Origin of the sequence: Pseudomonas sp. Root562, from assembly GCF_001427125.1 — a bacterium.
In the GTDB taxonomy this organism is placed as follows: Bacteria; Pseudomonadota; Gammaproteobacteria; order Pseudomonadales; family Pseudomonadaceae; genus Aquipseudomonas.
The window spans coordinates 124,750-148,307 of sequence record NZ_LMGK01000026.1; the positions used below are offsets into that span (position 1 = coordinate 124,750).

At 58.6% G+C, this 23,558-nt stretch carries 19 protein-coding genes; 12 read left to right on the plus strand and 7 right to left on the minus strand.

From position 1 onward, the window contains the following. Positions 1-178 precede the first annotated feature (178 nt). Positions 179-1,321, plus strand: coding sequence for a 4-phosphoerythronate dehydrogenase PdxB (pdxB, locus tag ASD60_RS27390; RefSeq protein WP_056857009.1), 1,143 nt, complete (start codon positions 179-181; stop codon positions 1,319-1,321). An 83-nt stretch (positions 1,322-1,404) separates the two neighbouring features. On the opposite strand, the gene ASD60_RS27395 is transcribed toward pdxB, so the two are convergent. Next, positions 1,405-1,584 (minus strand): PA1571 family protein, encoded by a 180-nt coding sequence (locus tag ASD60_RS27395; RefSeq protein WP_056857010.1) that lies wholly within the window; start codon positions 1,582-1,584, stop codon positions 1,405-1,407. A 260-nt stretch (positions 1,585-1,844) separates the two neighbouring features. Here ASD60_RS27395 and ASD60_RS27400 point away from each other — a divergent pair, with 260 nt between their 5' ends. Further along, the gene (locus ASD60_RS27400) at positions 1,845-3,638 is read left to right on the plus strand and encodes an ABC transporter transmembrane domain-containing protein (protein WP_056857011.1); all 1,794 of its coding nucleotides are present in this window, start codon (positions 1,845-1,847) and stop codon (positions 3,636-3,638) included. 126 nt (positions 3,639-3,764) lie between these two features. Here the strand turns inward: ASD60_RS27400 and ASD60_RS27405 are convergent, their stop codons facing one another. Then, a complete protein-coding gene (locus ASD60_RS27405; protein WP_056857101.1) occupies positions 3,765-5,693 on the minus strand; it encodes a transglycosylase SLT domain-containing protein in 1,929 nt (642 codons plus the stop codon). A gap of 215 nt (positions 5,694-5,908) precedes the next feature. Here ASD60_RS27405 and ASD60_RS27410 point away from each other — a divergent pair, with 215 nt between their 5' ends. Continuing rightward, a complete protein-coding gene (locus ASD60_RS27410) occupies positions 5,909-7,825 on the plus strand; it encodes an ATP-binding cassette domain-containing protein (RefSeq protein WP_056857012.1) in 1,917 nt (638 codons plus the stop codon). Between the two features lie 95 nt (positions 7,826-7,920). Here ASD60_RS27410 and ASD60_RS27415 read toward each other — a convergent pair whose 3' ends face one another. Beyond that, on the minus strand, positions 7,921-8,361 hold the full coding sequence (locus ASD60_RS27415; protein WP_056857013.1) for a universal stress protein: 441 nt from the start codon (positions 8,359-8,361) through the stop codon (positions 7,921-7,923). A gap of 104 nt (positions 8,362-8,465) precedes the next feature. Between ASD60_RS27415 and ASD60_RS27420 the strand changes: the two genes are divergently transcribed. The 7 genes from ASD60_RS27420 (at position 8,466) to ASD60_RS27450 (ending at position 16,844) form a co-directional block, all read left to right on the plus strand. Further along, entirely contained in the window at positions 8,466-8,903 is a 438-nt protein-coding gene (locus ASD60_RS27420) for a hypothetical protein (protein ID WP_056857014.1), read from the plus strand. A 516-nt stretch (positions 8,904-9,419) separates the two neighbouring features. Further along, positions 9,420-11,567 (plus strand): fatty acid oxidation complex subunit alpha FadB, encoded by a 2,148-nt coding sequence (fadB, locus tag ASD60_RS27425; protein WP_056857015.1) that lies wholly within the window; start codon positions 9,420-9,422, stop codon positions 11,565-11,567. A gap of 29 nt (positions 11,568-11,596) precedes the next feature. Further along, positions 11,597-12,772: an acetyl-CoA C-acyltransferase FadA gene (gene fadA, locus ASD60_RS27430; RefSeq protein ID WP_056857016.1), complete on the plus strand. Its 1,176-nt coding sequence runs from the start codon at positions 11,597-11,599 to the stop codon at positions 12,770-12,772. A gap of 98 nt (positions 12,773-12,870) precedes the next feature. Beyond that, positions 12,871-13,107 carry a DUF1653 domain-containing protein gene (locus tag ASD60_RS27435; protein ID WP_007986363.1) on the plus strand — a complete coding sequence of 79 codons (237 nt, stop codon included), beginning with the start codon at positions 12,871-12,873 and terminating at the stop codon, positions 13,105-13,107. A 114-nt stretch (positions 13,108-13,221) separates the two neighbouring features. After that, positions 13,222-15,849: a type I DNA topoisomerase gene (gene topA, locus ASD60_RS27440; protein WP_056857017.1), complete on the plus strand. Its 2,628-nt coding sequence runs from the start codon at positions 13,222-13,224 to the stop codon at positions 15,847-15,849. Between the two features lie 142 nt (positions 15,850-15,991). After that, the gene (locus ASD60_RS27445; RefSeq protein WP_056857018.1) at positions 15,992-16,516 is read left to right on the plus strand and encodes a DUF6586 family protein; all 525 of its coding nucleotides are present in this window, start codon (positions 15,992-15,994) and stop codon (positions 16,514-16,516) included. 94 nt (positions 16,517-16,610) lie between these two features. After that, positions 16,611-16,844 (plus strand): hypothetical protein, encoded by a 234-nt coding sequence (locus tag ASD60_RS27450; RefSeq protein WP_046041430.1) that lies wholly within the window; start codon positions 16,611-16,613, stop codon positions 16,842-16,844. Between the two features lie 91 nt (positions 16,845-16,935). Here ASD60_RS27450 and sulA read toward each other — a convergent pair whose 3' ends face one another. Together sulA and lexA are read right to left on the minus strand one after the other, a co-directional pair. Further along, positions 16,936-17,412, minus strand: a complete 477-nt coding sequence (gene sulA, locus ASD60_RS27455) for an SOS-induced cell division inhibitor SulA (RefSeq protein WP_056857019.1) — start codon at positions 17,410-17,412, stop codon at positions 16,936-16,938. Positions 17,413-17,422: 10 nt separating this feature from the next. Beyond that, positions 17,423-18,031 (minus strand): transcriptional repressor LexA, encoded by a 609-nt coding sequence (gene lexA / locus ASD60_RS27460; RefSeq protein WP_056857020.1) that lies wholly within the window; start codon positions 18,029-18,031, stop codon positions 17,423-17,425. A 229-nt stretch (positions 18,032-18,260) separates the two neighbouring features. Here lexA and ASD60_RS27465 point away from each other — a divergent pair, with 229 nt between their 5' ends. Next, on the plus strand, positions 18,261-18,968 hold the full coding sequence (locus ASD60_RS27465; RefSeq protein ID WP_056857021.1) for a TetR/AcrR family transcriptional regulator: 708 nt from the start codon (positions 18,261-18,263) through the stop codon (positions 18,966-18,968). A gap of 158 nt (positions 18,969-19,126) precedes the next feature. Then, positions 19,127-20,137, plus strand: a complete 1,011-nt coding sequence (nagZ, locus tag ASD60_RS27470) for a beta-N-acetylhexosaminidase (protein WP_056857022.1) — start codon at positions 19,127-19,129, stop codon at positions 20,135-20,137. Positions 20,138-20,278: 141 nt separating this feature from the next. Here the strand turns inward: nagZ and ASD60_RS27475 are convergent, their stop codons facing one another. After that, on the minus strand, positions 20,279-22,972 hold the full coding sequence (locus ASD60_RS27475; protein ID WP_056857023.1) for a DEAD/DEAH box helicase: 2,694 nt from the start codon (positions 22,970-22,972) through the stop codon (positions 20,279-20,281). An 11-nt stretch (positions 22,973-22,983) separates the two neighbouring features. Beyond that, positions 22,984-23,550 (minus strand): CsiV family protein, encoded by a 567-nt coding sequence (locus ASD60_RS27480; RefSeq protein ID WP_056857024.1) that lies wholly within the window; start codon positions 23,548-23,550, stop codon positions 22,984-22,986. Between the last annotated feature and the right edge of the window lie 8 nt (positions 23,551-23,558).

The window sequence follows — 23,558 nt, forward strand, 5'->3', positions numbered from 1 at the left end:
TGACAGGGTTCAATAGCGAAGCGTCCAAAAGGGTTTTGATGCACAGGCGCGCATTCTACGCGTTGACGCAGCGGTCAGGAAAAGACCAGTGTTAGGGATTTGTAAACACTTGCCAGCAGCGTGCTAGGCGCGATGTGCCATCTACGCCTACACTGCCGATCCGCCAAAGGAGCCTGCCATGCTGATTGTTGCCGACGAAAACATCCCCCTGCTCGATGCCTTCTTCGAAGGTTTCGGTGAAATCCGCCGGGTGCCGGGTCGATCCATTGACCGCGCCACCGTCGAACAGGCCGACGTGCTGCTGGTGCGCTCAGTGACCAACGTCAACCGCGCGTTGCTCGACGGCAGCAAAGTGCGCTTTGTCGGCACCTGCACCATCGGCACCGATCACCTGGACCTCGATTACTTCCGGCAGGCCAGTATCACCTGGTCCAGTGCGCCGGGTTGCAACGCCCGGGGCGTGGTCGACTATGTGCTCGGCAGCTTGTTGACCCTGGCCGAAATCGAAGGCGTCGATCTGACGCAGCGCACCTACGGCGTAGTCGGGGCCGGCGAAGTGGGCGGGCGATTGGTCAAGGTCCTGCAGGGGCTGGGCTGGAAGGTGCTGGTCTGCGACCCGCCACGTCAAGCTGTTGAAGGTGGTGATTACGTCAGTCTCGAGGACATCATCGCGCAGTGCGACGTGATCAGCCTGCACACACCGCTAACCAAGCAAGGCCCGCAGTCGACCTGGCATCTGTTTGATAAAAAACGCTTGAACCAGCTCAAGCCCGGTGCCTGGCTGATCAATGCCAGTCGTGGTCCGGTGGTCAACAATGCTGCCTTGCGCGATGTGTTGCTGGAGCGCGAAGACCTGCAGGCGGTGCTGGATGTCTGGGAAGGGGAGCCGGAAGTCGATGTGGCGCTGGCCGAGCTTTGCGTTCTGGCAACGCCGCACATTGCCGGCTATAGCCTTGATGGCAAGCAGCGCGGTACCGCGCAAATCTACCAGGCGTACTGCGATTTCCTCGGGCAACCGGCCCAGGTCCGCTTGAGTGATTTGTTGCCGGCGCCGTGGTTGTCGCAAGTGACCTTGAACGCGCAAAGCGATCCGGCCTGGGCATTGGCGATGTTGTGCCGTGGCGTGTACGACCCGCGCCGCGACGATGCGGATTTTCGCCGCAGCCTTGTAGGCAGCGTGAGCGAGCAGCGTGCGGCATTCGATTTGTTACGCAAGAATTATCCGTCGCGTCGTGAGATCGATGGCTTGCAGGTGCGGATCGAAGGGGATGCGCCGGTACTGCGGCAGATTGTGGCGGCGTTGGGCGCGACAATTATTTAAAGATCATCACTGTAGAGCTGCCACAACAGGCAGGCATAAAAAACCCGGCCAACCAGGGCCGGGTCAAGAAGACGGTGGCTATATCACTTTTTTTCGGCAGGCTTGACCAATCGCTTGTCCAGATCGCGGCAAGCTTTCTGGATCATGTCTTCAGTGATCGGTACTTCGCGGCCCTGTTCATCGATAATCGAGCAACCCAGAGACTGGTCTGGCTGCGTGCGGATCACTTGAATCTTGTCATCGCTGCTGTTTTGCAAGGACATGGCCTGTCTCCTCATCAGGTTGTGTACCCACTCTAAAACCGCCAGGTGACCAGGCTGTGACATCTCCCTGCGATCACTCCCGGACGGCAATATCAGTCCACCAGAAATATCGTGGTGTTGCCACCCGAACTTTAGACCGATAGCGTCTAGCCCCTAGTCTTGATGGACATAATTAACCTGACTCATTGTGATTTACCAAGTTCCACCCCATTGATCGGTGTAAGTTGCTTTTCTCAGTTGCTCTCGCCTGGATGATGCCGATGCTCACTGTTCGCCACCGCCGTGCCATTCGTCTGGCCAGCCGTTTCATCGCGCCCTATCGCTGGCATGCATTGGGTGCCTTGCTGGCGTTGGTCGTCACGGCGGGCATTACCCTGTCCATGGGGCAGGGCATACGCATGCTGGTGGATCAGGGCTTCATGACCCAGTCACCGCATTTGCTCAACCAGTCCATCGGCGTGTTCATGCTGCTGGTATTGGGGCTGGCGGTCGGCACCTTCGCCCGGTTTTATCTGGTGTCGTGGATCGGCGAGCGCTGTGTCGCCGATATTCGCCGGCAGGTTTTCAACCATTTGATCTATCTGCATCCAGGGTTTTATGAAAACAACCGCAGCTCGGAAATTCAATCGCGACTGACTGCCGATACCACACTGCTGCAATCGGTGATCGGCTCTTCGCTGTCGATGTTCCTGCGGAACCTGTTGATGGTCATCGGCGGGATCGTCCTGCTGTTCATTACCAATCCCAAACTCACCAGCATCGTTGTCGTCGCCTTGCCATTGGTGATTGCGCCGATCCTGATTTTTGGCCGACGCGTGCGCAACCTGTCGCGCTTGAGCCAGGACCGCATCGCCGATATCGGCAGTTATGTCTCCGAGACCCTCAGCCAGATCAAAACCGTGCAGGCCTACAACCACCAGGCCCAGGACCAGCAGCGGTTTGCCGTAACCGTGGAAGACGCATTCAACACCGCGCGCAGACGCATCTTTCAGCGGGCCTGGCTGATTACCCTGGTCATCGTCCTGGTTCTGGGTGCAGTCGGGGTCATGCTCTGGGTCGGCGGCATGGACGTGATTGCCGGGCGCATTTCTGCGGGGGAGCTGGCGGCGTTCGTTTTTTACAGCCTGATCGTTGGCAGTGCATTCGGCACCTTGAGCGAAGTGATTGGCGAATTGCAACGTGCGGCCGGCGCAGCTGAGCGGATCGCCGAATTGTTGCGCTCGGAAAATATCATCCGGCCACCGACGACTGGTCTAGTGGCCTTGCCCGCGCGGGTGAAGGGCGAGCTGGTGCTTGAGGATGTGCGTTTTTCCTACCCGTCGCGTCCCGAAAGCTATGCGGTCGATGGCTTGAGCCTGAGCATCCGCTCGGGCGAAACCCTGGCATTGGTCGGGCCTTCGGGGGCAGGCAAGTCGACCGTGTATGACTTGCTGCTGCGCTTCTACGACCCCTCCGAGGGACGCATCCTGCTTGATGGCACTGAATTGACCCGGTTCGATCCTTTGGATTTGCGTCGTTGTTTCGCCCTGGTCTCGCAGTCCCCAGCACTGTTTTTCGGCAGCATCGAAGAGAACATCCGCTACGGCAATCCGACGGCGACGCTTGCCGAGGTCCAGGAGGCGGCAAAAATCGCCTACGCCCACGACTTTATCGAAGCCATGCCCAACGGTTACCAGACGCATCTGGGCGATGGCGGCCTCGGCTTGTCCGGCGGCCAGCGCCAGCGTCTGGCGATCGCCCGGGCGCTGCTGGTGGACGCGCCGATCCTCTTGCTTGACGAAGCCACCAGCGCCCTCGATGCGCAAAGCGAGCATCTGATCCAGCAAGCCCTGCCGAGCCTGATGAAAAACCGCACGACCCTGGTCATCGCCCATCGGCTGGCCACGGTAAAAAACGCCGACCGTATCGCCGTGATGGACCAAGGGAAAGTGGTGGCGGTGGGCACGCATCAAGAACTCATTGCCAGCAATGCGCTGTATGCGCGGTTGGCGGCGTTGCAGTTCAGTGATGGCCAGGCAGAACTCGAACTTCCCCCGGTAAGAGCCGTCGAGTGAAGCAAGGCTGCGATCTTTTGATCTTGATTTAACAAAAATGCCCGCATCAATCGATGCGGGCATTTTTGTGTCCCAAGGAGAAGCACGGATCAAAAGATCGCAGCCTCGCCAGCTCCAACAGGGCTATTACTGATCGTCGAAATAACGCTCATGCCAATCCACGATCGGCTGTGGCGAGTTGAGTTTCTGGCCGTAGATCACCGAGTACGACAACACGTTTTGCACGTACTGGCGGGTTTCGTCGAACGGAATGCTTTCCACCCACACGTCGAAGCTCAGGTGGTCGGCACCGCGCAGCCACTGACGAACACGCCCGGGGCCGGCGTTATAGGCGGCGGAGGCGAGGACGCGGTTGCCGTTGAACTGGCTGTGCACCTGGCTCAGGTAGGCGGCACCGAGCTGAATATTTTTGTCCGGGTCGAACAGCTGCTGCGGCGACGCGTACGGAATGCTGAACTTGCGTGCGGTTTCCTTGGCCGTGGCGGGCATCAACTGCATCAGGCCCGACGCGCCGACGCCGGAACGGGCGTCTTCCATGAAGGCACTTTCCTGACGGGTGATGGCGAATGCCCAGCTTGGATGTAAGCCGCGATTCTTCGCTTCACGTACCAGCGTGTTGCGGTGGGCCATCGGGAATCGTATATCCAGATCGTCCCAATACTGCGCTTGGCTGATCGTGCGAATGGCCGGGAAATACCATTTGAGGTCGTAGGCCAGCTTGGCCTGGGCAACCATTTCGTCGCGGTTGAAGTGGCGACTGACGTGGTACCACTCACGACGACCGTCGACAATTTGCCCGCGAGCATGAAATTCCAGAGCACGGCGTATACCGGGGGTGTTGCGAACCTTGTTGATCAGCGCCTGGCTCATCACCAGCGGTTTGTTGTTCAACGAATAGGCGGATTGCGAACGATCTGCCGCGAGAAATCCATAGAAGTCACGTTCGCGAGCAAGATTTTTGTAGAGGTTTTGCGGTTCTGGGCTTTGCGGTTGTGCCAGCTCCAGGCTACGGGCCTGCCAGTAACGCCAGCGGTTAGTGGTGGCGAGGTCCTGGGGCAGGCGGCGGGTCAACTGATAGGCGTCGTCCCAGCGGGCCAGGCGCAACAACAGGCGCATACGCCATTCGGACACGGTGTTGTCGCGCAGTTCCGGGTCGTACCTGGTCATCATGTCCAGCGCGCGGCTGTCGAAGCGTTTGGCGAGGGTCAATCCGATTTCCCGGGCGATCGCGACTTTTTCATCCCGGGAGAAATGCATGCTGCTGGCATACCCGTCGAGCAGGTTCATGGCCCTGTCCGGGTCCTGGCGGGCGAGACGGCGCAGGCCGAGGCTGACCACATCGGACATCGGTTCGTCAGCTGGCGTGAAGCGTGATGGCTGATTCAACAATTCCGGGTTTTGCGCCACATCGATCAGCAAGCGGCCGCGAGGGGCGAGGGTGGTGAGGCCGTTCACCAGGCTGGTGGCCAGTGGATAGTTGCGCGCCTGAGCGGCGAGCTTGGTGCGTTCCCAACGTTTCTGTTCGGTTAACTGGCCGTCGGCGGCCCACATGCCGAACAGCGCATCACACGCCGCCGGTTGCGATTTCCCGGACAGCCACAGCTTGTTGGCGTTGGCGTAACCCTCGGACTTGAGGTTGTGGCTGATTTGATACTGCGCATTCAGGCAGTCCAACTCAGTGAAGTTGAGCTTGGGGTCGTAATACTTGATGAAAGTCGCCCAATCACCCCGTTCGGCCAGCCAGCGCAACCAGCGCAGTTTCATCCAGTTGGCCTGCGGCAGGTCGCCATGCTCGGCGAGAAATTTTTCGATCTCGGCGTTGCTCGCGGTTTTCAGACGTGCGGTCAGCTCATCGTAGGCGAGATAGGGTTCCAGCGGATAATCGGCCAAGGCCTGGCTGTAACGGAAATACGGGCCGCTATCGCCCTTGGCCAGGGCGCGTTTGGCTTCATCGTAATACTGGCGTTGGGTGGAGAGGTCTACGGCCTGGGCGGATTGAACGGCAGCGGCAGACAGTAAAAAACACGACAAAAAATTGAAAAGGCGACTGCGCATGAGACGTCCGGACAGATAAACCATGACAAGAGTGCTGGCGATGCTCGCACTGAATTATCCGTAGCTTAGCCTTTTGCCAGCAGCGGGTGAAAGCTTTGCGGACCTGTCTGCATCAGTTCGCAACATTTGTTGTGCAGAGTGCTTCGACAGTGAAATTGCCGGCCTTCTGAAGCCTCGATTCAGGTAGAATGCGCGCCCGGTTTTTGGAGAAGCTCATGACCCTGCTCAAATTCAGCGATGTGTCCCTTGCTTTCGGCGCTATGCCGTTGTTGGACAAGGTGTCCTGGCAGATCGCCCGTGGAGAGCGGGTGTGCATCATCGGCCGCAACGGCACTGGCAAGTCCAGCATGATGAAGCTCGTCAAGGGCGACCAGAAGCCCGATGATGGCTCGGTTTGGCGCGCACCCGGCCTCAAGATTGGTGAATTGCCGCAAGAATTGCCAGTAGCCGACGAGCGGACCGTGTTCGATGTGGTAGCCGAAGGCCTGGACGGTGTCGGTGCCTTGCTGGCCGAGTATCACCACCTGAGCCAGAACATCGTCACCGATGCCGACCTGGACAAGCTGATGCACGTCCAGCACGACCTCGAAGCCCGCGATGGCTGGCGTTTGCAGACGCTGGTCGACAGCACGCTGAGCCGCCTGCAGCTACCGGCAGACAAGACCCTGGCCGAGTTGTCCGGTGGTTGGCGCCGCCGCGTCCTGCTGGCCCAGGCCCTGGTTTCCGAACCGGATCTGCTGCTGCTCGATGAGCCAACCAACCACCTGGACATCGGTGCGATCGCCTGGCTCGAAGAGGCGCTGAAGGATTTTCAGGGCGCCGTGCTGTTCATCACGCACGACCGTTCCTTCCTGCAAAACCTCGCTACCCGTATCCTCGAACTGGATCGTGGCGGCCTGATCGACTGGAACGGCGACTACGCCAGTTTCCTCGTGCATAAAGAAGCCGAGCTGGCCGCCGAGGCCACTGCCAATGCGCTGTTCGACAAACGCCTGGCTCAGGAAGAGGTGTGGATCCGCCAAGGCATCAAGGCTCGCCGGACCCGTAACGAGGGCCGCGTGCGTGCCTTGAAAGCGTTGCGCGTCGAGCGCAGCGAACGTCGCGAGCGCACCGGCAAGGCCAATATCCAGCTGGAAACCGCCGACAAATCCGGCAAGCAGGTGATGGTGCTCGAGAACGTGAGCTTTGCTCATCCGGGCGGACCGTTCCTGATCAAGGATTTCTCCATGGTGTTGCAGCGCGGCGACCGTATCGGCCTGCTCGGCGCCAACGGTACCGGCAAGACCACGCTGCTCAAGCTGATGCTCAGCGGTCTGCAACCTACCAGTGGCAAGGTGGAAGAGGGCACGAAGATCGACGTCGCCTACTTCGACCAGTTGCGCCACCAGCTGGATCTGGAAAAGACCGTGATCGATAACGTCGCCGAAGGTCGCGATTTCATCGATATCGACGGCCAGAGTCGTCACGTGCTGAGCTATCTCGGCGACTTCCTGTTCAGCCCGCAGCGTGCCCGCACGCCGGTCAAGGCGCTGTCCGGTGGCGAGCGTGCCCGTCTGTTGCTGGCCAAGCTGTTCAGCAAACCGGCGAACCTGCTGGTACTCGACGAACCGACGAACGACCTCGACGTCGAAACCCTTGAACTGCTGGAAGAGGTCTTGCTGACCTTCAATGGCACCGTGCTGATGGTCAGCCACGACCGGGCATTCCTCGACAACGTAGTCACCAGCACCCTGGTCTTCGAGGGCGAAGGCAAGGTTCGTGAGTACGTCGGTGGTTACCAGGACTGGCTGCGTCAGGGCGGCTCGCCGCGCCTGCTGGGCGTGACCGAGAGCAAGTCTGGCAAGGCCGACTTGAACTCCGCGGTGGTCAAGGCTGAGCCCGCGCCAGTGGTGGCAGCGGTCGAAGCACCAGCGAAGAAAAAACTCAGCTACAAGTTGCAGCGCGAGTTGGAAGCGTTGCCGGGCCAGATCGATGCCATGGAGCAGCAGATTGCTGCTGTTGAAGCCCAGATGGCGGATGCCGGGTTCTATCTGCGGCCGGCGGCTGAAACCGCGGCGGTGATCGCTCAGTTGGCGCAGTTGCAGGCTGAGCTCGACGTGATGGTCGAGCGCTGGGCCGAACTGGATGCCTGATTGATCGTGTAATAAAAAAGCCCGACCTCGGTAACGCGAGTGTCGGGCTTTTCATATGCCATTGAATTGAATCAGTTTCCTGTCTGGGCGAGCTATCAGGATTTGCTTTGCAGGCGCACTGCAAGCACATCGCAAGGCGCGCCGTGGAGCACGTCATTGGCAGTGGACCCCAGCAGCAATGCAAGGCCATGTCGGCCATGGCTGCCCACCACGATCATGTCGCATCCTTGTTCCTTGGCCAGATGGTGAATTTCCTGGCGTGGCTGGCCGTAGGTCAGATGGCTGTACTCCCGGGAAAGCTCCGGATACTTGACGATCAGCCGCTCCAGACGTTCCTTGGCCTGATCGAACTGCTGTTGTTGCAGTTGTGACAGGTCCATCGGCACATCACCGCCGAAGGCCATGGCCATCGGTTCGACGATATGCACCAGGGACAGCTTCGCACCGTTGCTCACCGACAGCTCGCGAGCGCGGTGGATTACAGGGTCGCACTCTTCGGTTAGATCTACAGCGACCAGAATATGGTTGTAGGGCATGAGGTGCTCCTCCTGAGGGATGCAATATTGGTAAGTATGGCTGGTTTCAAGCGCAGTGGTTCCAAAGTGGCTCAATGCGCTCATTCAAAATCGGGAGTACAGATATGACGGTCTGGATAGTGGTGTCAATCCTGCTGGTGGTACTCAGCCCTCTGGCATGGTTGCGACCATCACGTCATCAAAGCGGTCGGATGGCCCTGCGCATGGAGGCGCGGCGCATCGGCCTGGCCATGCAACTGGCGCCCCAGGAGTGGCCGCACTGGCTCGCTCAGGAACCGCCGAACCCCTGTGCCCAGTACCATCGACCGCGGCGCGGCAGTCAGCCAGCCTGCTGGAGTTATTGGCAGAAAACGCCGGGGGTGTGGGTGAACCAGTGGCAGGAGCTCTGTGAAGATCCTGCGTTGCTGATTCATTTCGAAAAGTTGCCAGGTAACGTTTTCAAGATCGAAGCCGACAAACAAATGATCACTTTGTATTGGGGCGAGAAGGGCGAAACCGAAGTTTTGCAACAAATCGATGCGACCCTCAAGGCGCTCGCCTGACCCCAGGCCCCCGCAGGAGCGATGAGGCAATAAAAAGCCCGACAACATCATCGGGCGGGGGTGGCCAGGCAGGCCGGTAATTTGGTTTGCGCAGATCTTACGCTGGGTATTCACCGCAGCGTTCAAAAATTTTCTATCGAGTCCCGCCAGCGTAGCTTGTTAAACAGAGGCTGCGGCGAATTAGGGCGACTTTTCTAATGATTGATTCTATGAATGGCAGCACATGCACCCGCGTGTTAGAGAGCTTCATCTTACAGAAATGACCGCAAAGTCGAGTTTCAACCCGCATTTTGGGCGATTGACAATTGTCGGAAATTCCGTGAAGGTGGCGTACCCAAATCAAACGGGCGTATGAATTGAGCGTTTGTATTTCAGATCGCTCCTACAGAATCCCGACTATCGCGTTGGCGGGTGTGCCGGGGGAATGGGCGTAGCATCGACGTTTAACGTCCCTGCCGAGCCATTCGCCTGCGTCCGACGTGTACTGTTCAGCTTCCATATCGTGGAGATCAGTTGATGATTTACGAAGGTAAAGCCATCACGGTTAAGGCTCTTGAAAGTGGCATCGTCGAATTGAAATTCGACCTCAAGGGTGAGTCCGTCAACAAGTTCAACCGTCTAACCCTGAACGAACTGCGTCAGGCCGTAGACACCATCAAGGCAGATGCTTCGATCAAGGGTGTGATCGTCAGCAGTGGCAAGGACGTTTTCATCGTCGGCGCCGACATCACCGAATTTGTCGACAACTTCAAGCTGCCGGATGCAGAGCTTGTTGCAGGCAACCTCGAAGCCAACAAGATTTTCAGCGATTTCGAAGACCTCAACGTCCCGACAGTGGTTGCCATCAACGGCATCGCATTGGGTGGTGGTCTGGAAATGTGCCTGGCGGCGGACTACCGCGTCATGTCGACCAAGGCCAAGATCGGTCTGCCGGAAGTCAAGCTGGGCATCTACCCGGGCTTCGGCGGCACTGTGCGTCTGCCGCGCCTGATCGGTGCCGACAACGCCATCGAGTGGATTGCCGCTGGCAAGGAAAACCGTCCGGAAGACGCGCTCAAAGTCGGCGCAGTGGACGCAGTAGTTGCCCCTGAGAAGCTGCAGGAAGCCGCACTTGAAATGATCAAGCGCGCCATTTCCGGCGAGTTCGACTACAAGGCCAAGCGCCAGCCGAAGCTTGAAAAGCTCAAGCTGAACGCCATTGAACAAATGATGGCTTTCGAAACCGCCAAAGGTTTCGTGGCAGGTCAAGCCGGCCCGAACTACCCGGCGCCGGTTGAGGCGATCAAGACTATCCAGAAAGCCGCGAACTTCGGTCGCGAAAAGGCGCTGGAAGTCGAGGCTGCTGGTTTCGTCAAACTGGCCAAGACCTCTGCCGCGCAGAGCTTGATCGGTCTGTTCCTGAACGATCAGGAACTGAAGAAAAAGGCCAAGGCCTACGACGAAATCGCCAAGGACGTGAAGCAGGCCGCCGTTCTGGGCGCCGGCATCATGGGTGGCGGTATCGCCTATCAATCGGCGTCCAAAGGCACGCCGATCCTGATGAAAGACATCAACGAAGCCGGGATCGAGCAAGGTCTGGCCGAAGCCGCCAAGCTGCTGGTTGGCCGTGTTGATAAAGGCCGCATGACCGCCGCGAAAATGGCTGAAGTGCTCAACGGCATCCGTCCAACCCTGTCTTACGGCGACTTCGGTCACGTGGATCTGGTGGTGGAAGCGGTTGTCGAGAACCCTAAAGTCAAGCAAGCCGTTCTGGCGGAAGTTGAAGACAAGGTCAAAGAGGACACCATCCTCGCCTCGAACACGTCGACCATTTCCATCACCTTGCTGGCCAAAGCCCTCAAGCGCCCGGAAAACTTCGTCGGCATGCACTTCTTCAACCCGGTGCACATGATGCCGCTGGTTGAAGTGATCCGTGGCGAGAAGTCCAGCGAGCTGGCTGTTGCCACCACCGTTGCCTACGCCAAGAAAATGGGCAAGAACCCGATCGTCGTCAATGACTGCCCGGGCTTCCTGGTCAACCGTGTACTGTTCCCGTACTTCGGCGGTTTCGCCAAGCTGGTCAGCGCAGGTGTGGACTTCGTGCGTATCGACAAAGTCATGGAAAAATTCGGTTGGCCAATGGGCCCGGCGTACCTGATGGACGTGGTTGGCATCGACACTGGCCACCACGGTCGCGACGTCATGGCTGAAGGCTTCCCGGACCGCATGAAAGACGACCGTCGCTCGGCCGTTGACGTGCTCTACGAAGCCAAGCGCCTGGGCCAGAAGAACGGCAAGGGCTTCTACGCCTACGAGACCGACAAGAAGGGCAAGCAGAAGAAGGTGGCCGACCCGTCGGTGCTGGAAGTGCTCAAGCCAATCGTTTTCGAACAGCGTGAAGTCACCGACGAAGACATCATCAACTGGATGATGATCCCGTTGTGCCTGGAAACCGTGCGTTGCCTGGAAGACGGCATTGTCGAAACCGCCGCCGAAGCCGACATGGGTCTGGTCTACGGTATTGGTTTCCCTCCATTCCGTGGCGGTGCATTGCGCTACATCGACTCGATCGGTGTTGCACAGTTCGTAGCCCTGGCTGACCAGTACGCTGATTTGGGCGCGCTGTACCACCCGACCGCGAAGCTGCGCGAAATGGCCAAAAACGGCCAGAGCTTCTTCGGTTAAGCGCCCCCAACTAGAGTGAGAGTGAACTTATGAGCTTGAATCCTAGAGACGTCGTGATTGTCGACTTCGGTCGTACTCCGATGGGCCGCTCCAAGGGCGGCATGCACCGTAACACCCGCGCCGAAGACATGTCGGCGCACCTGATCAGCAAACTGCTGGAACGTAACGTCAAGGTTGACCCGAGCGAAGTCGAAGACGTGATCTGGGGCTGTGTGAACCAGACGCTGGAGCAGGGCTGGAACATCGCGCGCATGGCGTCGCTGATGACCCAGATCCCGCACACGTCGGCCGGCCAGACGGTCAGCCGTCTGTGTGGTTCGTCGATGAGCGCGCTGCACACCGCCGCGCAAGCGATCATGACCGGCAATGGTGACGTGTTCGTCGTCGGCGGCGTCGAGCACATGGGCCACGTGAGCATGATGCACGGTGTCGATCCGAACCCGCACATGTCGCTGTACGCGGCGAAAGCCTCGGGCATGATGGGCCTGACCGCTGAAATGCTGGGCAAAATGCACGGCATCACTCGCGAGCAACAGGACGCTTTCGGCGTGCGCTCCCACCAACTCGCCCATAAGGCGACCGTGGAAGGCAAGTTCAAAGACGAAATCATCCCGATGCAGGGCTACGACGAGAACGGTTTCCTGAAAACCTTCGACTACGACGAAACCATTCGTCCGGAAACCACCCTGGAAAGCCTGGCGGCTCTCAAGCCAGCGTTCAATCCGAAGGGCGGCACCGTGACAGCCGGTACTTCGTCGCAGATCACCGACGGTGCCTCGTGCATGATCGTGATGTCGGCGCAACGTGCTCAGGACCTGGGCATTCAGCCTTTGGCTGTGATTCGTTCGATGGCAGTGGCAGGTGTGGACCCGGCGATCATGGGCTATGGTCCAGTACCGGCCACACAGAAAGCACTGAAGCGCGCGGGCCTTGGCATCAACGATATCGACTTCTTCGAGCTCAACGAAGCTTTCGCCGCACAGGCCTTGCCAGTGTTGAAAGATCTGAAAGTGCTCGACAAGATGAACGAGAAGGTTAACCTGCACGGCGGCGCGATCGCCCTGGGTCACCCGTTTGGTTGCTCCGGTGCGCGTATCTCCGGCACTTTGCTCAACGTGATGAAGCAAAATGGCGGCAACCTCGGGGTCGCCACCATGTGCATTGGTCTCGGCCAAGGCATCTCCACCGTCTTCGAACGCGTTTAAGCGTCTCGTTGATGGAAGCCGGGGCCAAGTGCCCCGGTTTTTGTTTTTCCGGATTTATTTTGTTTTTATTTTGAAAAAATTTGAGTGAGGGCCAAAGCATGCCGATACAACCAGGGCTCTACCAACATTACAAAGGTCCGCAGTACCGCGTTTTCAGTGTTGCGCGGCATTCGGAAACCGAAGAAGAAGTGGTCTTCTACCAAGCCCTGTATGGCGATTACGGCTTTTGGGTGCGTCCCTTGAGCATGTTCCTGGAGTCCGTCGAGGTTGACGGCGAACAGGTGCCACGCTTTGCTTTGGTGCAGGCCGAAGAAAGCCTTTTTACCAAGCCATAAGCTGAGTGCGCGCAAAACCCTGCGCTTGACCTCACCTTGTTGCCACTATATATAGCGGTGCCGCGTCAGGCGCCAACCGCCTTTCACTTCTCGAATTCAGGAATTTTCTGATCCATGGGCAAATCGCTGGTCATTGTGGAATCCCCGGCTAAGGCCAAGACCATCAACAAGTATTTGGGCAACGAATACGTGGTGAAGTCGAGTATCGGCCATATCCGAGACCTGCCCACCAGCGGTTCGGCTAGCGCCAGCAAAGAGCCCGCCGCCAAGCGCGGCAAGGCTGCTGCGGGCGAAGCGCCGGCCTTGTCGCCCAAAGAAAAGGCGCGCAAGCAGCTGGTTGCCCGCATGGGGGTCGATCCCGAGCATGGCTGGAAAGCCAAGTACGAGATCCTTCCGGGCAAGGAAAAGGTCATCGAAGAGCTGCGCAGGCTCGCCAAGGATGCTGACACCATCTATCTCGCAACCGACTTGGATCGCGAGGGGGAAGCCATTGCCTGGCACCTGCGCGAAGCCATCGGTGGTGACGACAGCCGCTACAAGCGTGTGGTGTTCAACGAAATCACCAAGAAGGCGATTCAGGAAGCTTTCTCCCAGCCGGGTGAACTCGACATCGACCGTGTCAACGCCCAGCAGGCGCGTCGTTTCCTCGATCGCGTCGTGGGTTACATGGTTTCGCCGCTGCTGTGGGCCAAGATCGCCCGTGGTCTGTCGGCCGGTCGTGTGCAATCGGTTGCGGTGAAACTGGTGGTTGAGCGTGAGCGCGAGATCCGTGCGTTCATCCCGGAAGAGTACTGGGAAGTTCACGCCGACCTCGGCACCGCCAAAGGCGCCACTGTGCGTTTCGACGTCGCTCGCGAAAAGGGCGAAGCCTTCAAGCCGCTCAACGAAGCCCAGGCCATGGCCGCGCTTGAGAAGCTCAAGGCGTCCAGCTACAGCATCGTCAAGCGCGAAGACAAGCCGACCAGCAGCAAGCCGTCGGCACCGTTCATCACGTCCACCCTGCAGCAGGCCGCAAGCAACCGGCTGGGCTTCGGCGTGAAGAAAACCATGATGATGGCCCAGCGTCTGTACGAAGCCGGCTACATCACTTACATGCGTACCGACTCCACCAACCTGTCGACCGATGCCGTGGCGATGGCGCGGACCTACATTGAAGGTGAGTTCGGCAAGAAGTATCTGCCGGAAACTCCGAACGTCTACAGCAGCAAGGAAGGCGCGCAAGAGGCTCACGAAGCGATTCGTCCATCTGACGCCAATACCGAGCCAAGCAAGCTGTCGGGCATGGAGCGTGACGCTGAGCGTCTCTACGAGCTGATCTGGCGCCAGTTCCTCGCTTGCCAGATGCTCCCGGCGCAGTACCTGTCGACCACCGTGACTGTCGGGGCTGGCGATTTCGAATTGCGCGCCAAGGGCCGTATTCTCAAGTTCGACGGTTACACCCGCGTCATGCCACAAATCGCCAAGCCTGGTGATGACGATGTGCTGCCGGACATGGCCCAGGGCGATGCGATGAAGCTGATCAAGCTTGATCCGACCCAGCACTTCACCAAGCCACCGGCGCGTTACTCGGAAGCCAGCCTGGTTAAAGAAATGGAAAAACGCGGCATCGGTCGTCCTTCGACCTACGCTGCGATCATTTCGACCATCCAGGACCGCGGCTACGTGGCGCTGCACAACCGTCGCTTCTACTCGGAAAAGATGGGTGACATCGTCACCGAGCGTCTGGCCGAGAGCTTCTCCAACCTGATGGACTACGGCTTCACCGCCGGCATGGAAGAGCATCTCGATGACGTGGCCCAGGGCGAACGCGACTGGAAAAACGTGCTCGACGAGTTCTACGGCGACTTCAAGAAAAAACTCGAAGTGGCTGAAAGTCCGGAAAGCGGCATGCGTGCCAACCAGCCGGTGATGACTGACATTCCGTGCACCACCTGCGGCCGTCCGATGCAGATTCGTACCGCGTCGACCGGTGTATTCCTCGGTTGCTCGGGCTACAGCCTGCCGCCGAAAGAGCGCTGCAAGGCCACCGTCAACCTGGTGCCGGGCGACGAAATCGCTGCGGACGACGAGGGTGAGTCGGAATCGCTGGTCCTGCGCGGCAAGCATCGCTGCCCGATCTGCAGCACCGCGATGGATGCCTATCTGCTCGATGAAAAGCGCAAGTTGCACATCTGCGGTAACAACCCGGACTGCGATGGTTACGAAATCGAAGAGGGTACTTATCGCATCAAGGGTTACGAAGGCCCGAGCCTGGAATGCGACAAATGCGGCAGTGAGATGCAACTCAAGACTGGCCGTTTCGGCAAGTTCTTCGGTTGCACCAACCCGACCTGCAAGAACACTCGCAAGCTGCTGAAGAGTGGTGATGCGGCGCCGCCGAAGATGGATCCGGTGAAGATGCCTGAGCTGAAATGCGAAAAGGTCAACGACACCTACATCCTGCGCGACGGTGCTTCCGGGTTGTTCCTGGCGGCCAGTCAGTTCCCGAAAAACCGCGAGACCCGTGCCCCTCTGGTCATGGAAATCATCCCGCACAAGGATGAGATCGATCCGAAGTACCACTTCCTGTGCGAAGCGCCGAAGAAAGACCCGGACGGTCTGCCAGCGGTAATCCGCTACAGCCGCAAGACCAAGGAGCAATACGTCCAGACCGAAGTCGACGGCAAACCGACGGGCTGGAAAGCGTTCTACGACGGCGGCAAGTGGAAAGTCGAAGACAAGCGTCCGACTGCGAAGGCGTAAATCGTCGGGTACTGAAAAGGCCGCATGACAAACCTCGGGTTTTTCATGCGGCCTTTTTGTTTTGTGCTTGCGGTCGGATCGAGTGATCCACGACACTGTCCGACCTGCATCAAGCAATTATTTCGTTGTGGAGGCTGCCGTCATGGCCCACGAACTCTATACCCGTACCAACCAGAAAATTTACTTCGCCGGCCTGTCGCTGGAAGCTCTCGCCAAGGCAGAAGAGGGACGAGCGATGAACTCCCTGGCGCTGATTCAGGCCGGACGCGAATCGGCGCTGTTTCACTTGTATGGGGCGCTGTTGGGGTTGTGTCATGAGATTGCCGGTTTCTATCGCTTGCCTCAAGCCAATGCGTCCCGGGCCGAGTCGTTGCTGACTCGTGAAGTGCTGGACAGCATTGCCATCCCGGAAATGGCCGAGATGGTTGAACTGGCCAACAACCCGGAAACCTGGTTGGCCAAGCTGCTGGCGGCCCACGCGGCGCTGTTTCAACCCCCGCGTGCACCGCACAAGCCTAAAGGCGACGTGACTCAGCCTTTGATCCTGGCGGTAAATCTCGATGAAGAGCAAGCGCCTCAAGAGCTGAGTCGTGAGGAGTTGGAGAGCTGGCGTCAGAATCTGAAGGGGTTGGCGATCCGCTTTCGTGAAGGCCTGAACGAGTGCTGACAGAAACAGTTTCGGGATGGCATCTGGTCAAGATCCCGAGCGAAGCATGGCCGATGCCTATATAATCCCCGCCTTTCGTGGAGAACAAACCTTTATGCCAACGTCCTTTCTAGAAATTGTTGAGTTACCAGACGGCCGTATCGAGCTGCGAAGGGCTGAGGACGAGGGTTCTCTGGTTACTTTGGATTTCTCCGAGGATGCCAAGGCGTTCCTGCAAGGCCAGCATGTAGAAGTTGCCAAGGCGATGTTGAGTGTTGGCGTGCAGATGGCTGGACGCCTGGTGGAAGGTGAATTCGACAAGGAAGAGGGTTCGCGGGTCCTTCATTGATCCCGTCTGTCGGTTTTTCACATTTCGATTCATATCGGCTTCTCTGTCTTTGGAGAAGCCCGGCGCGGCCCGAGTGGGCGCCACTTTCCAGTTAACCCAGTCGAATATTCAAACTTTGCGCATCCCCGGTTCGAGCAGCGCTGATCAACTGATGCCGCGACGCTGAACTCAGTGGGTTCAACCAACTGACAACCGTATGACTGCGACCAAGGCGAAGGGCCTCGCAGGTCAGCTGCTGGGCGCTCTGTGTGCCACGTGGTTGCAACAGCAGAATGCGTTCGCGATTAAGTCCGGCATCCCGTAACCAGGCCTGGGTCAGGCTGGCAGGCGGGGCAATCAGTGTGAGCCAGCGGGCATCCTGTTCCTCGCTCAGCTCCCTGAGAATCGGCGCCAGAAGGTTCAGGCAGTTCCCGGCAGCACCACGCAGAGACAATTCACTGAAGACTTCAGGGTCGGTGCTCCACGGCGACTCGACCACTTCCTTCAGTATTGGCTCCAGCGGCGGCGCCATGAACGCTTCGAACAGCAGAGGCAGTTGGGCTTGCTGTGGTGTGTGTGGGAACTGCATAAAGCCTCCTTTAGCGGCGAATGACGCCAACACTCAAGCCTTCGATCACCAGTTCCTGATCTTTAAGGTTCACTTCGATAGGCGCAAATTCCGGGTTTTCTGCAATCAGCCAGACCTTGCTGCCATCGCGCTTGAAGCGTTTGACGGTCACTTCGTCACCGATCCGCGCAACCACGATCTGGCCGTTGCGGGCTTCGCGAGTGGTATGGACCGCCAGCAAGTCGCCGTCGAAAATGCCGACGTCTTTCATGCTCATGCCATGAACCCGCAGCAGATAATCAGCCCGGGGGTGGAAGAACGCCGGGTTGATGTTGCAGGATTCTTCGACGTGCTGTTGGGCAAGGATTGGCGCTCCGGCTGCAACCCGGCCAATGATTGGCAGGGTGGAATCGTCGGCCTTGGCTTCGAAACCGGGAATGCGAATGCCGCGGGAAGCACCGGGGGTCATCTCGATAGCGCCTTTGCGAGCCAGCGCCTTGAGGTGTTCTTCCGCCGCGTTGGGCGATTTGAAACCCAGCTCCTGAGCGATTTCCGCGCGGGTTGGCGGGTAGCCGTTGTCTTCAAGGCAGCGTTTGATGAAGGCCAGAATCTCGGCTTGGCGTGGCGTCAGCTTTAGCATATTGATCGCTCTGTCTTTTTATACAGTGACTGGGATTATATACAGTGAAACGGTCTTGGCAATGCCCCTTTTTTTACTGCCCGCCAGACGGTCGATAAGCCAATGGATTGAAGCTTTGCCTTTGTATGGTTAAATATCTGACTGACCGTTCCCAAAACGGACTGCCAGGCTTGACAAGGCACAGGCTGAAACGTATGTTTCAAACAAGTGTTTGTCAGGCGGAGTAGCCATGGCCCAGTCGGAAACCGTTGAACGCATCCTTGATGCTGCCGAGCAGTTGTTCGCGGAAAAAGGTTTCGCTGAAACCTCGTTGCGTCTGATCACCAGCAAGGCCGGTGTCAATCTGGCGGCGGTGAACTATCACTTCGGATCGAAGAAGGCGCTGATCCAAGCGGTTTTCTCGCGATTCCTCGGGCCGTTCTGCATCAGTCTCGATAAAGAGCTTGAGCGTCGTCAGGCCAAGCCTGAAAACAAGCCGACGCTCGAAGAACTCCTGGAAATCCTCGTCGAGCAAGCGCTGGTGGTCCAGCCTCGCAGCGGTAACGATCTATCCATCTTCATGCGTTTGCTGGGTCTGGCGTTCAGTCAGAGCCAGGGGCATTTGCGTCGCTACCTGGAAGACATGTACGGCAAGGTGTTCCGCCGTTACATGATGCTGGTCAATGAAGCTGCGCCGCGTATCCCACCGATCGAGCTGTTCTGGCGCGTGCACTTCATGCTGGGTGCGGCAGCCTTCAGCATGTCCGGGATCAAGGCCTTGCGCGCCATTGCCGAGACCGATTTTGGTGTGAACACCTCCATCGAGCAGGTCATGCGCCTGATGGTGCCGTTCCTCGCCGCCGGCATGCGTGCCGAATCAGGTGTCACCGACACCGCCATGGCTACCGCACAATTGCGTCCGCGCAGCAAATCGACACCGGTTGCCGCCAAGGTTTGACCGCTTACGGGTGGGCGCGGCTGCTTACATCCGCTAAGCTAGCCGCCCATGCCGACTCTCGTTCTGCTCCCGCTGCCAAATAATGTCGCCGATCAACCGGGCACTGCCTGCGGTGGCGATTTGGCGCGAGCCGGGTTTATCGTTATCAAGGAATCTCTATGACTGCTGGCCTGCAAGGCTCGTTGATGGTGGACGTCGCCGGTACCTGGCTGACGGCTGAAGATCGCCAACTGTTGCGTCAACCCGAAGTGGGTGGCCTGATCATTTTTGCCCGCAACATCGAGCATCCGCGCCAGGTGCGGGAACTGAGCGCAGCGATTCGTGCCGTTCGTCCTGACCTGCTTTTGGCGGTGGATCAGGAGGGCGGACGAGTTCAGCGACTGCGTCAGGGATTCGTTCGGTTGCCCGCCATGCGTGCGATCGCCGATAACCCGAATGCCGAATTCCTGGCCGAACAGTGCGGCTGGATCATGGCCACCGAAGTCCTTGCCGTTGGCCTGGACTTGAGCTTTGCACCGGTGCTGGACCTTGATTACCAGCGCAGTGCAGTGGTGGGTACACGTTCGTTCGAAAGTGATCCCGAGCGTGCAGCGCTGTTGGCTGGCGCGTTCATTCGCGGTATGAACAGCGCCGGCATGGCGGCCACCGGCAAGCATTTCCCTGGCCACGGTTGGGCTGAGGCGGATTCCCATGTCGCGATTCCGAACGATGAACGCAGTCTTGACGACATCCGTGCCAACGACCTGGTGCCGTTCGCCAGATTGAGCAAGCAATTGGCCGCTGTCATGCCCGCGCACGTGATTTACCCGCAAGTCGATTCCCAGCCTGCGGGCTTCTCCCGTCGCTGGTTGCAGGACATCCTGCGCGGTGAGTTGCAGTTCGATGGTGTGATTTTCAGCGACGACCTGTCCATGGCTGGCGCCCATGTGGTGGGCGATGCTGCGAGTCGCATTGAGGCGGCGCTGACGGCGGGTTGCGACATGGGCCTGGTATGCAACGATCGTGCTGCGGCCGAGTTGGCCCTGAGTGCCGCGCAAAGGCTGAAGGTCAAGCCCTCCGCACGCATCGCTCGGATGCGCGGGCAATCGTTCGCGAGCACTGAATATCGTCAGGACCCACGCTGGCTGGCAGCCGTCGGAGCGCTCAGAGAAGCTCAATTGATTGAATGACGACTGAATCGAATAGCCCACCATCGCTAGCGGGCTCGCTCCCACATTTTGATTTTTGCTTGGCTTTGATATTGAAGCCGACATGAATCACTGTTGGCGCGAACCTTCTCGCGAAGAGAGGGAGTTGAGCTGCTGAAAATCTCAGCGCTTCTCCAGCTTATCCGGCAACGGCGCAAACAACGCTTCGATATCATCGCTCTGCAGTTTCCAGTCCCCAGCCTGACGCCCGTCCAGCACCCCCGCCGCAAGGTCGGATTTTTCCTTCTGCAGGTGCTGAATTTTCTCTTCGACCGTGCCGCGTGCAATCAGCTTGTAGACGAAAACCGGCTTTTCCTGGCCGATACGATAGGCGCGGTCAGTTGCCTGATTTTCCGTCGCCGGGTTCCACCACGGATCGTAATGAATCACGGTGTCCGCTTCCGTCAGGTTCAAGCCGACCCCACCTGCTTTCAAGCTGATCAGAAAAATCTGACGCTTGCCGCTTTGAAAATCTTTCACGGGTGTACGTCGGTCGCGGGTCTGGCCCGTCAATAACGCATAGTCCACCCCGCGTTTTTTCAGTTCGTCTTCGATGAGCGACAACATTGAAGTGAACTGCGAGAACAGCAGAATCCTTCGGCCTTCCTCAAACAATTCTTCGAGCATTTCCATCAGGCTGTCGAGCTTGCCTGACGTGCTGCCGCGCGTCGGTAGGGTGGCGTCGTTGACCAGGCGCAAATCACAGCACACCTGGCGCAGCTTCAACAGCGCCTCAAGAATGATGATCTGGCTGCGAGCCACGCCTTTGCGGGTGATCTCGTCGCGGACTTTCTTGTCCATGGCCAGGCGCATGGTTTCGTACATGTCGCGCTGGGCTTCGTTGAGTTCGACCCAGTGGATGATTTCGGTTTTCGGCGGCAGCTCGGTAGCAACCTGTTCCTTGGTTCGGCGTAACAGGAAAGGTTTGATCCGACCGTTGAGGTGCTGAAGTCTTACTTCGCTGGTGCGCTTTTCAATCGGCACTCGATAATCACGATTGAAACTTTTCACGTCGCCGAGCCAGCCTGGCAACAGGAAGTGAAACAGTGACCACAGCTCACCCAAGTGGTTTTCCAGAGGCGTGCCGCTCAGGCACAAGCGCTGACGGGCGTTCAGTTCCCGGGCCGCTTGTGCAGCCTTGCTGTTCGGGTTCTTGATGTATTGCGCTTCGTCCAGCACCAGTACATGCAGCGGCTGTGCGGCTAGACGTTCAACATCCTTGGGCAGCAGGGCGTAGGTGGTCAGGATCAGGTCGTAATCCGCCAGATGCTCGAAATGCTTTTTGCGGCTGGCGCCATACAAAGCCAGGACCTTGAGCTGCGGCGTAAAGTGCGCCGCCTCGTCGAGCCAGTTGGGAATCAGGCTGGTTGGCATCACCACCATGCACGGGCGGTCGAGGCGACCGGCAATTTTTTCGGTGAGCACATGCGCCAGGGTTTGCAGGGTTTTACCCAGGCCCATGTCGTCGGCGAGAATCCCGCCAACCTCCAGCTGCCGCAGCGATTGCATCCAGCTCAAGCCTTCAAGCTGATAGGGGCGCAACGTTGCGTTCAGGCCTTCGGGGACGGTGGCGGTGTAATCCTTGATGTCGCGCAGACGCTGGGCAAAGGTGCGGATCTGCTCGCCACCTTCCCAGAGCAGGGGCAGGTCCTCCAGCGGATTCAGGCGCGTGGCGTCGGCCTTGCTCAGGCGTAAGGTGGTTTCGCCCGGCTCTTGCAGATAGAACTCGCCGAGCGTTGCCAGCACCGGTTTCAAGCGACCGAAAGGCAGGGCGACTTGCAGGGGGCCGTACTCGGAATTCGGCCGGTTTGGAATGTTCACCAGGATCAGTTCGTCGTCACGACGCCGAGCCAGACGTTCCGGGTTGAGAAGCTCGGTGTGCGAGCGCATCAGGTTCAGCAGGATGGGCAGCAGGCTCAGTCGCTCGCCGTTGACGATGATGCCCAGTTCCAGATCGAACCAGTCCCGTTCCGGTGTTTGCTCGACCGTGGCGTACCAGTCATCCACGGCCGTCAGGTCGAAGCCGAAGTCCTCGTTGATCTGCAGCTCCCAGCCCTGGGTTCGAAGCTTGGGCAGATCGTTGAGGGTGAAGGTCAGCCAGGCGCTGTCATTGACCATCTCGAACAGCTCGCCGGCGCTTTCCGGCAGGGCCTTGCTCTGCCGGGTGGCGATTTTGAAACCGAGGATCCGTAGCTGTTCACGGTAGGACTGTTCCACTTCCGGCTGACGTTTTATCCGTAGCGTCTGTGTTTCCTGGCGAATCAGGATGTCAGTGTTTTTCTGCCCGCTAACGTATTCGTCCAGATAGCTGAAAGACAGCGCAGCGCGATGTTGGATGTAGCGCTGCATCCGTCCATTGCGCGGCTCGAAGGCACTGAACTCTATGCTCGCCAGCCACAGGCGCGGCACTGGCTGCACGTTGTCCACCATGACTTGCGGCGGGGCCTTGGGGCTACGGTTTTCCAGCACGGCTTGAAGTTTTTCCAGGAGTTCGGCGTCTTTGGCGGCAGCGGGGTAGGCGAGGGTCTCCTGTACTTGCAGCAGTACCGCAGCGCAGTGTTTGCAGTTGCTGTGAACCGGACAGGAGCAAATGGCATCGACCATCAGCAGGGTGCCTTTGGCCGACTCACGCAGGCGAATGGTCTGACGGTAAACGTTACCGCCAGAGCCTTCGCAAGCCGCGATGATGGTGGCGTCGCCGGCTTCGACGATCCTGACGCGATTTTCCAGTGCGTAGCGGCGGCCACGCTCCAGGCTCTGTTCCTTGAATCGGCTGACCCAGGAAGGTGCCAGGGGTTTGCTCAGGGTCGCGGACATGAGGACTTCAATCAGTCAGGGACGACTTCAGGGGCTTCCCGCGGGGCGGGCGCCGTCAATGAAGTGATCTTGATCAGCAGGCCGAGGTGGCCGGCGTCGAGGAAGTTCAGTTGGCCATTTTTGGTATGACTTTCCTGTTTCAGGCGTTCGCTGGCGGTCACCAGGCCATCGGCGTTGAACTGATTGACCCAGAAGTCGGCGTCAACATCGGTGAAGCGCCCCAGTTTTAGATCGAGGGTGCCTTCGATAGGGAACTGACCGAACTGCTCCTTGCCATCGCTGATCGCCACCTTGACCGGTGTTTCTCCCAGCGTCTGCTGCCATGCTTTATGCATCAGGACGCTGTAGTCGTTACTGGCGGTGAGCTTTTCCACTTCTGGATTGAGGCTCGGCGTGCGAAAGCTGTCAGGGTCGATGCGCTTGGCGCCGGCATCCCAGTCTTCCGGTGCGGCACGGCTGACAATCGCCGGCACGGCGTTTTGACGGACCAGAATCATTTCGACCTGATACAGGTCATCGGCAAACGCCGTAGGTGCGACCAAAGTCATCAGCAGGGTCAGTGAGCGAAACAGGCGCATGCGGCGTC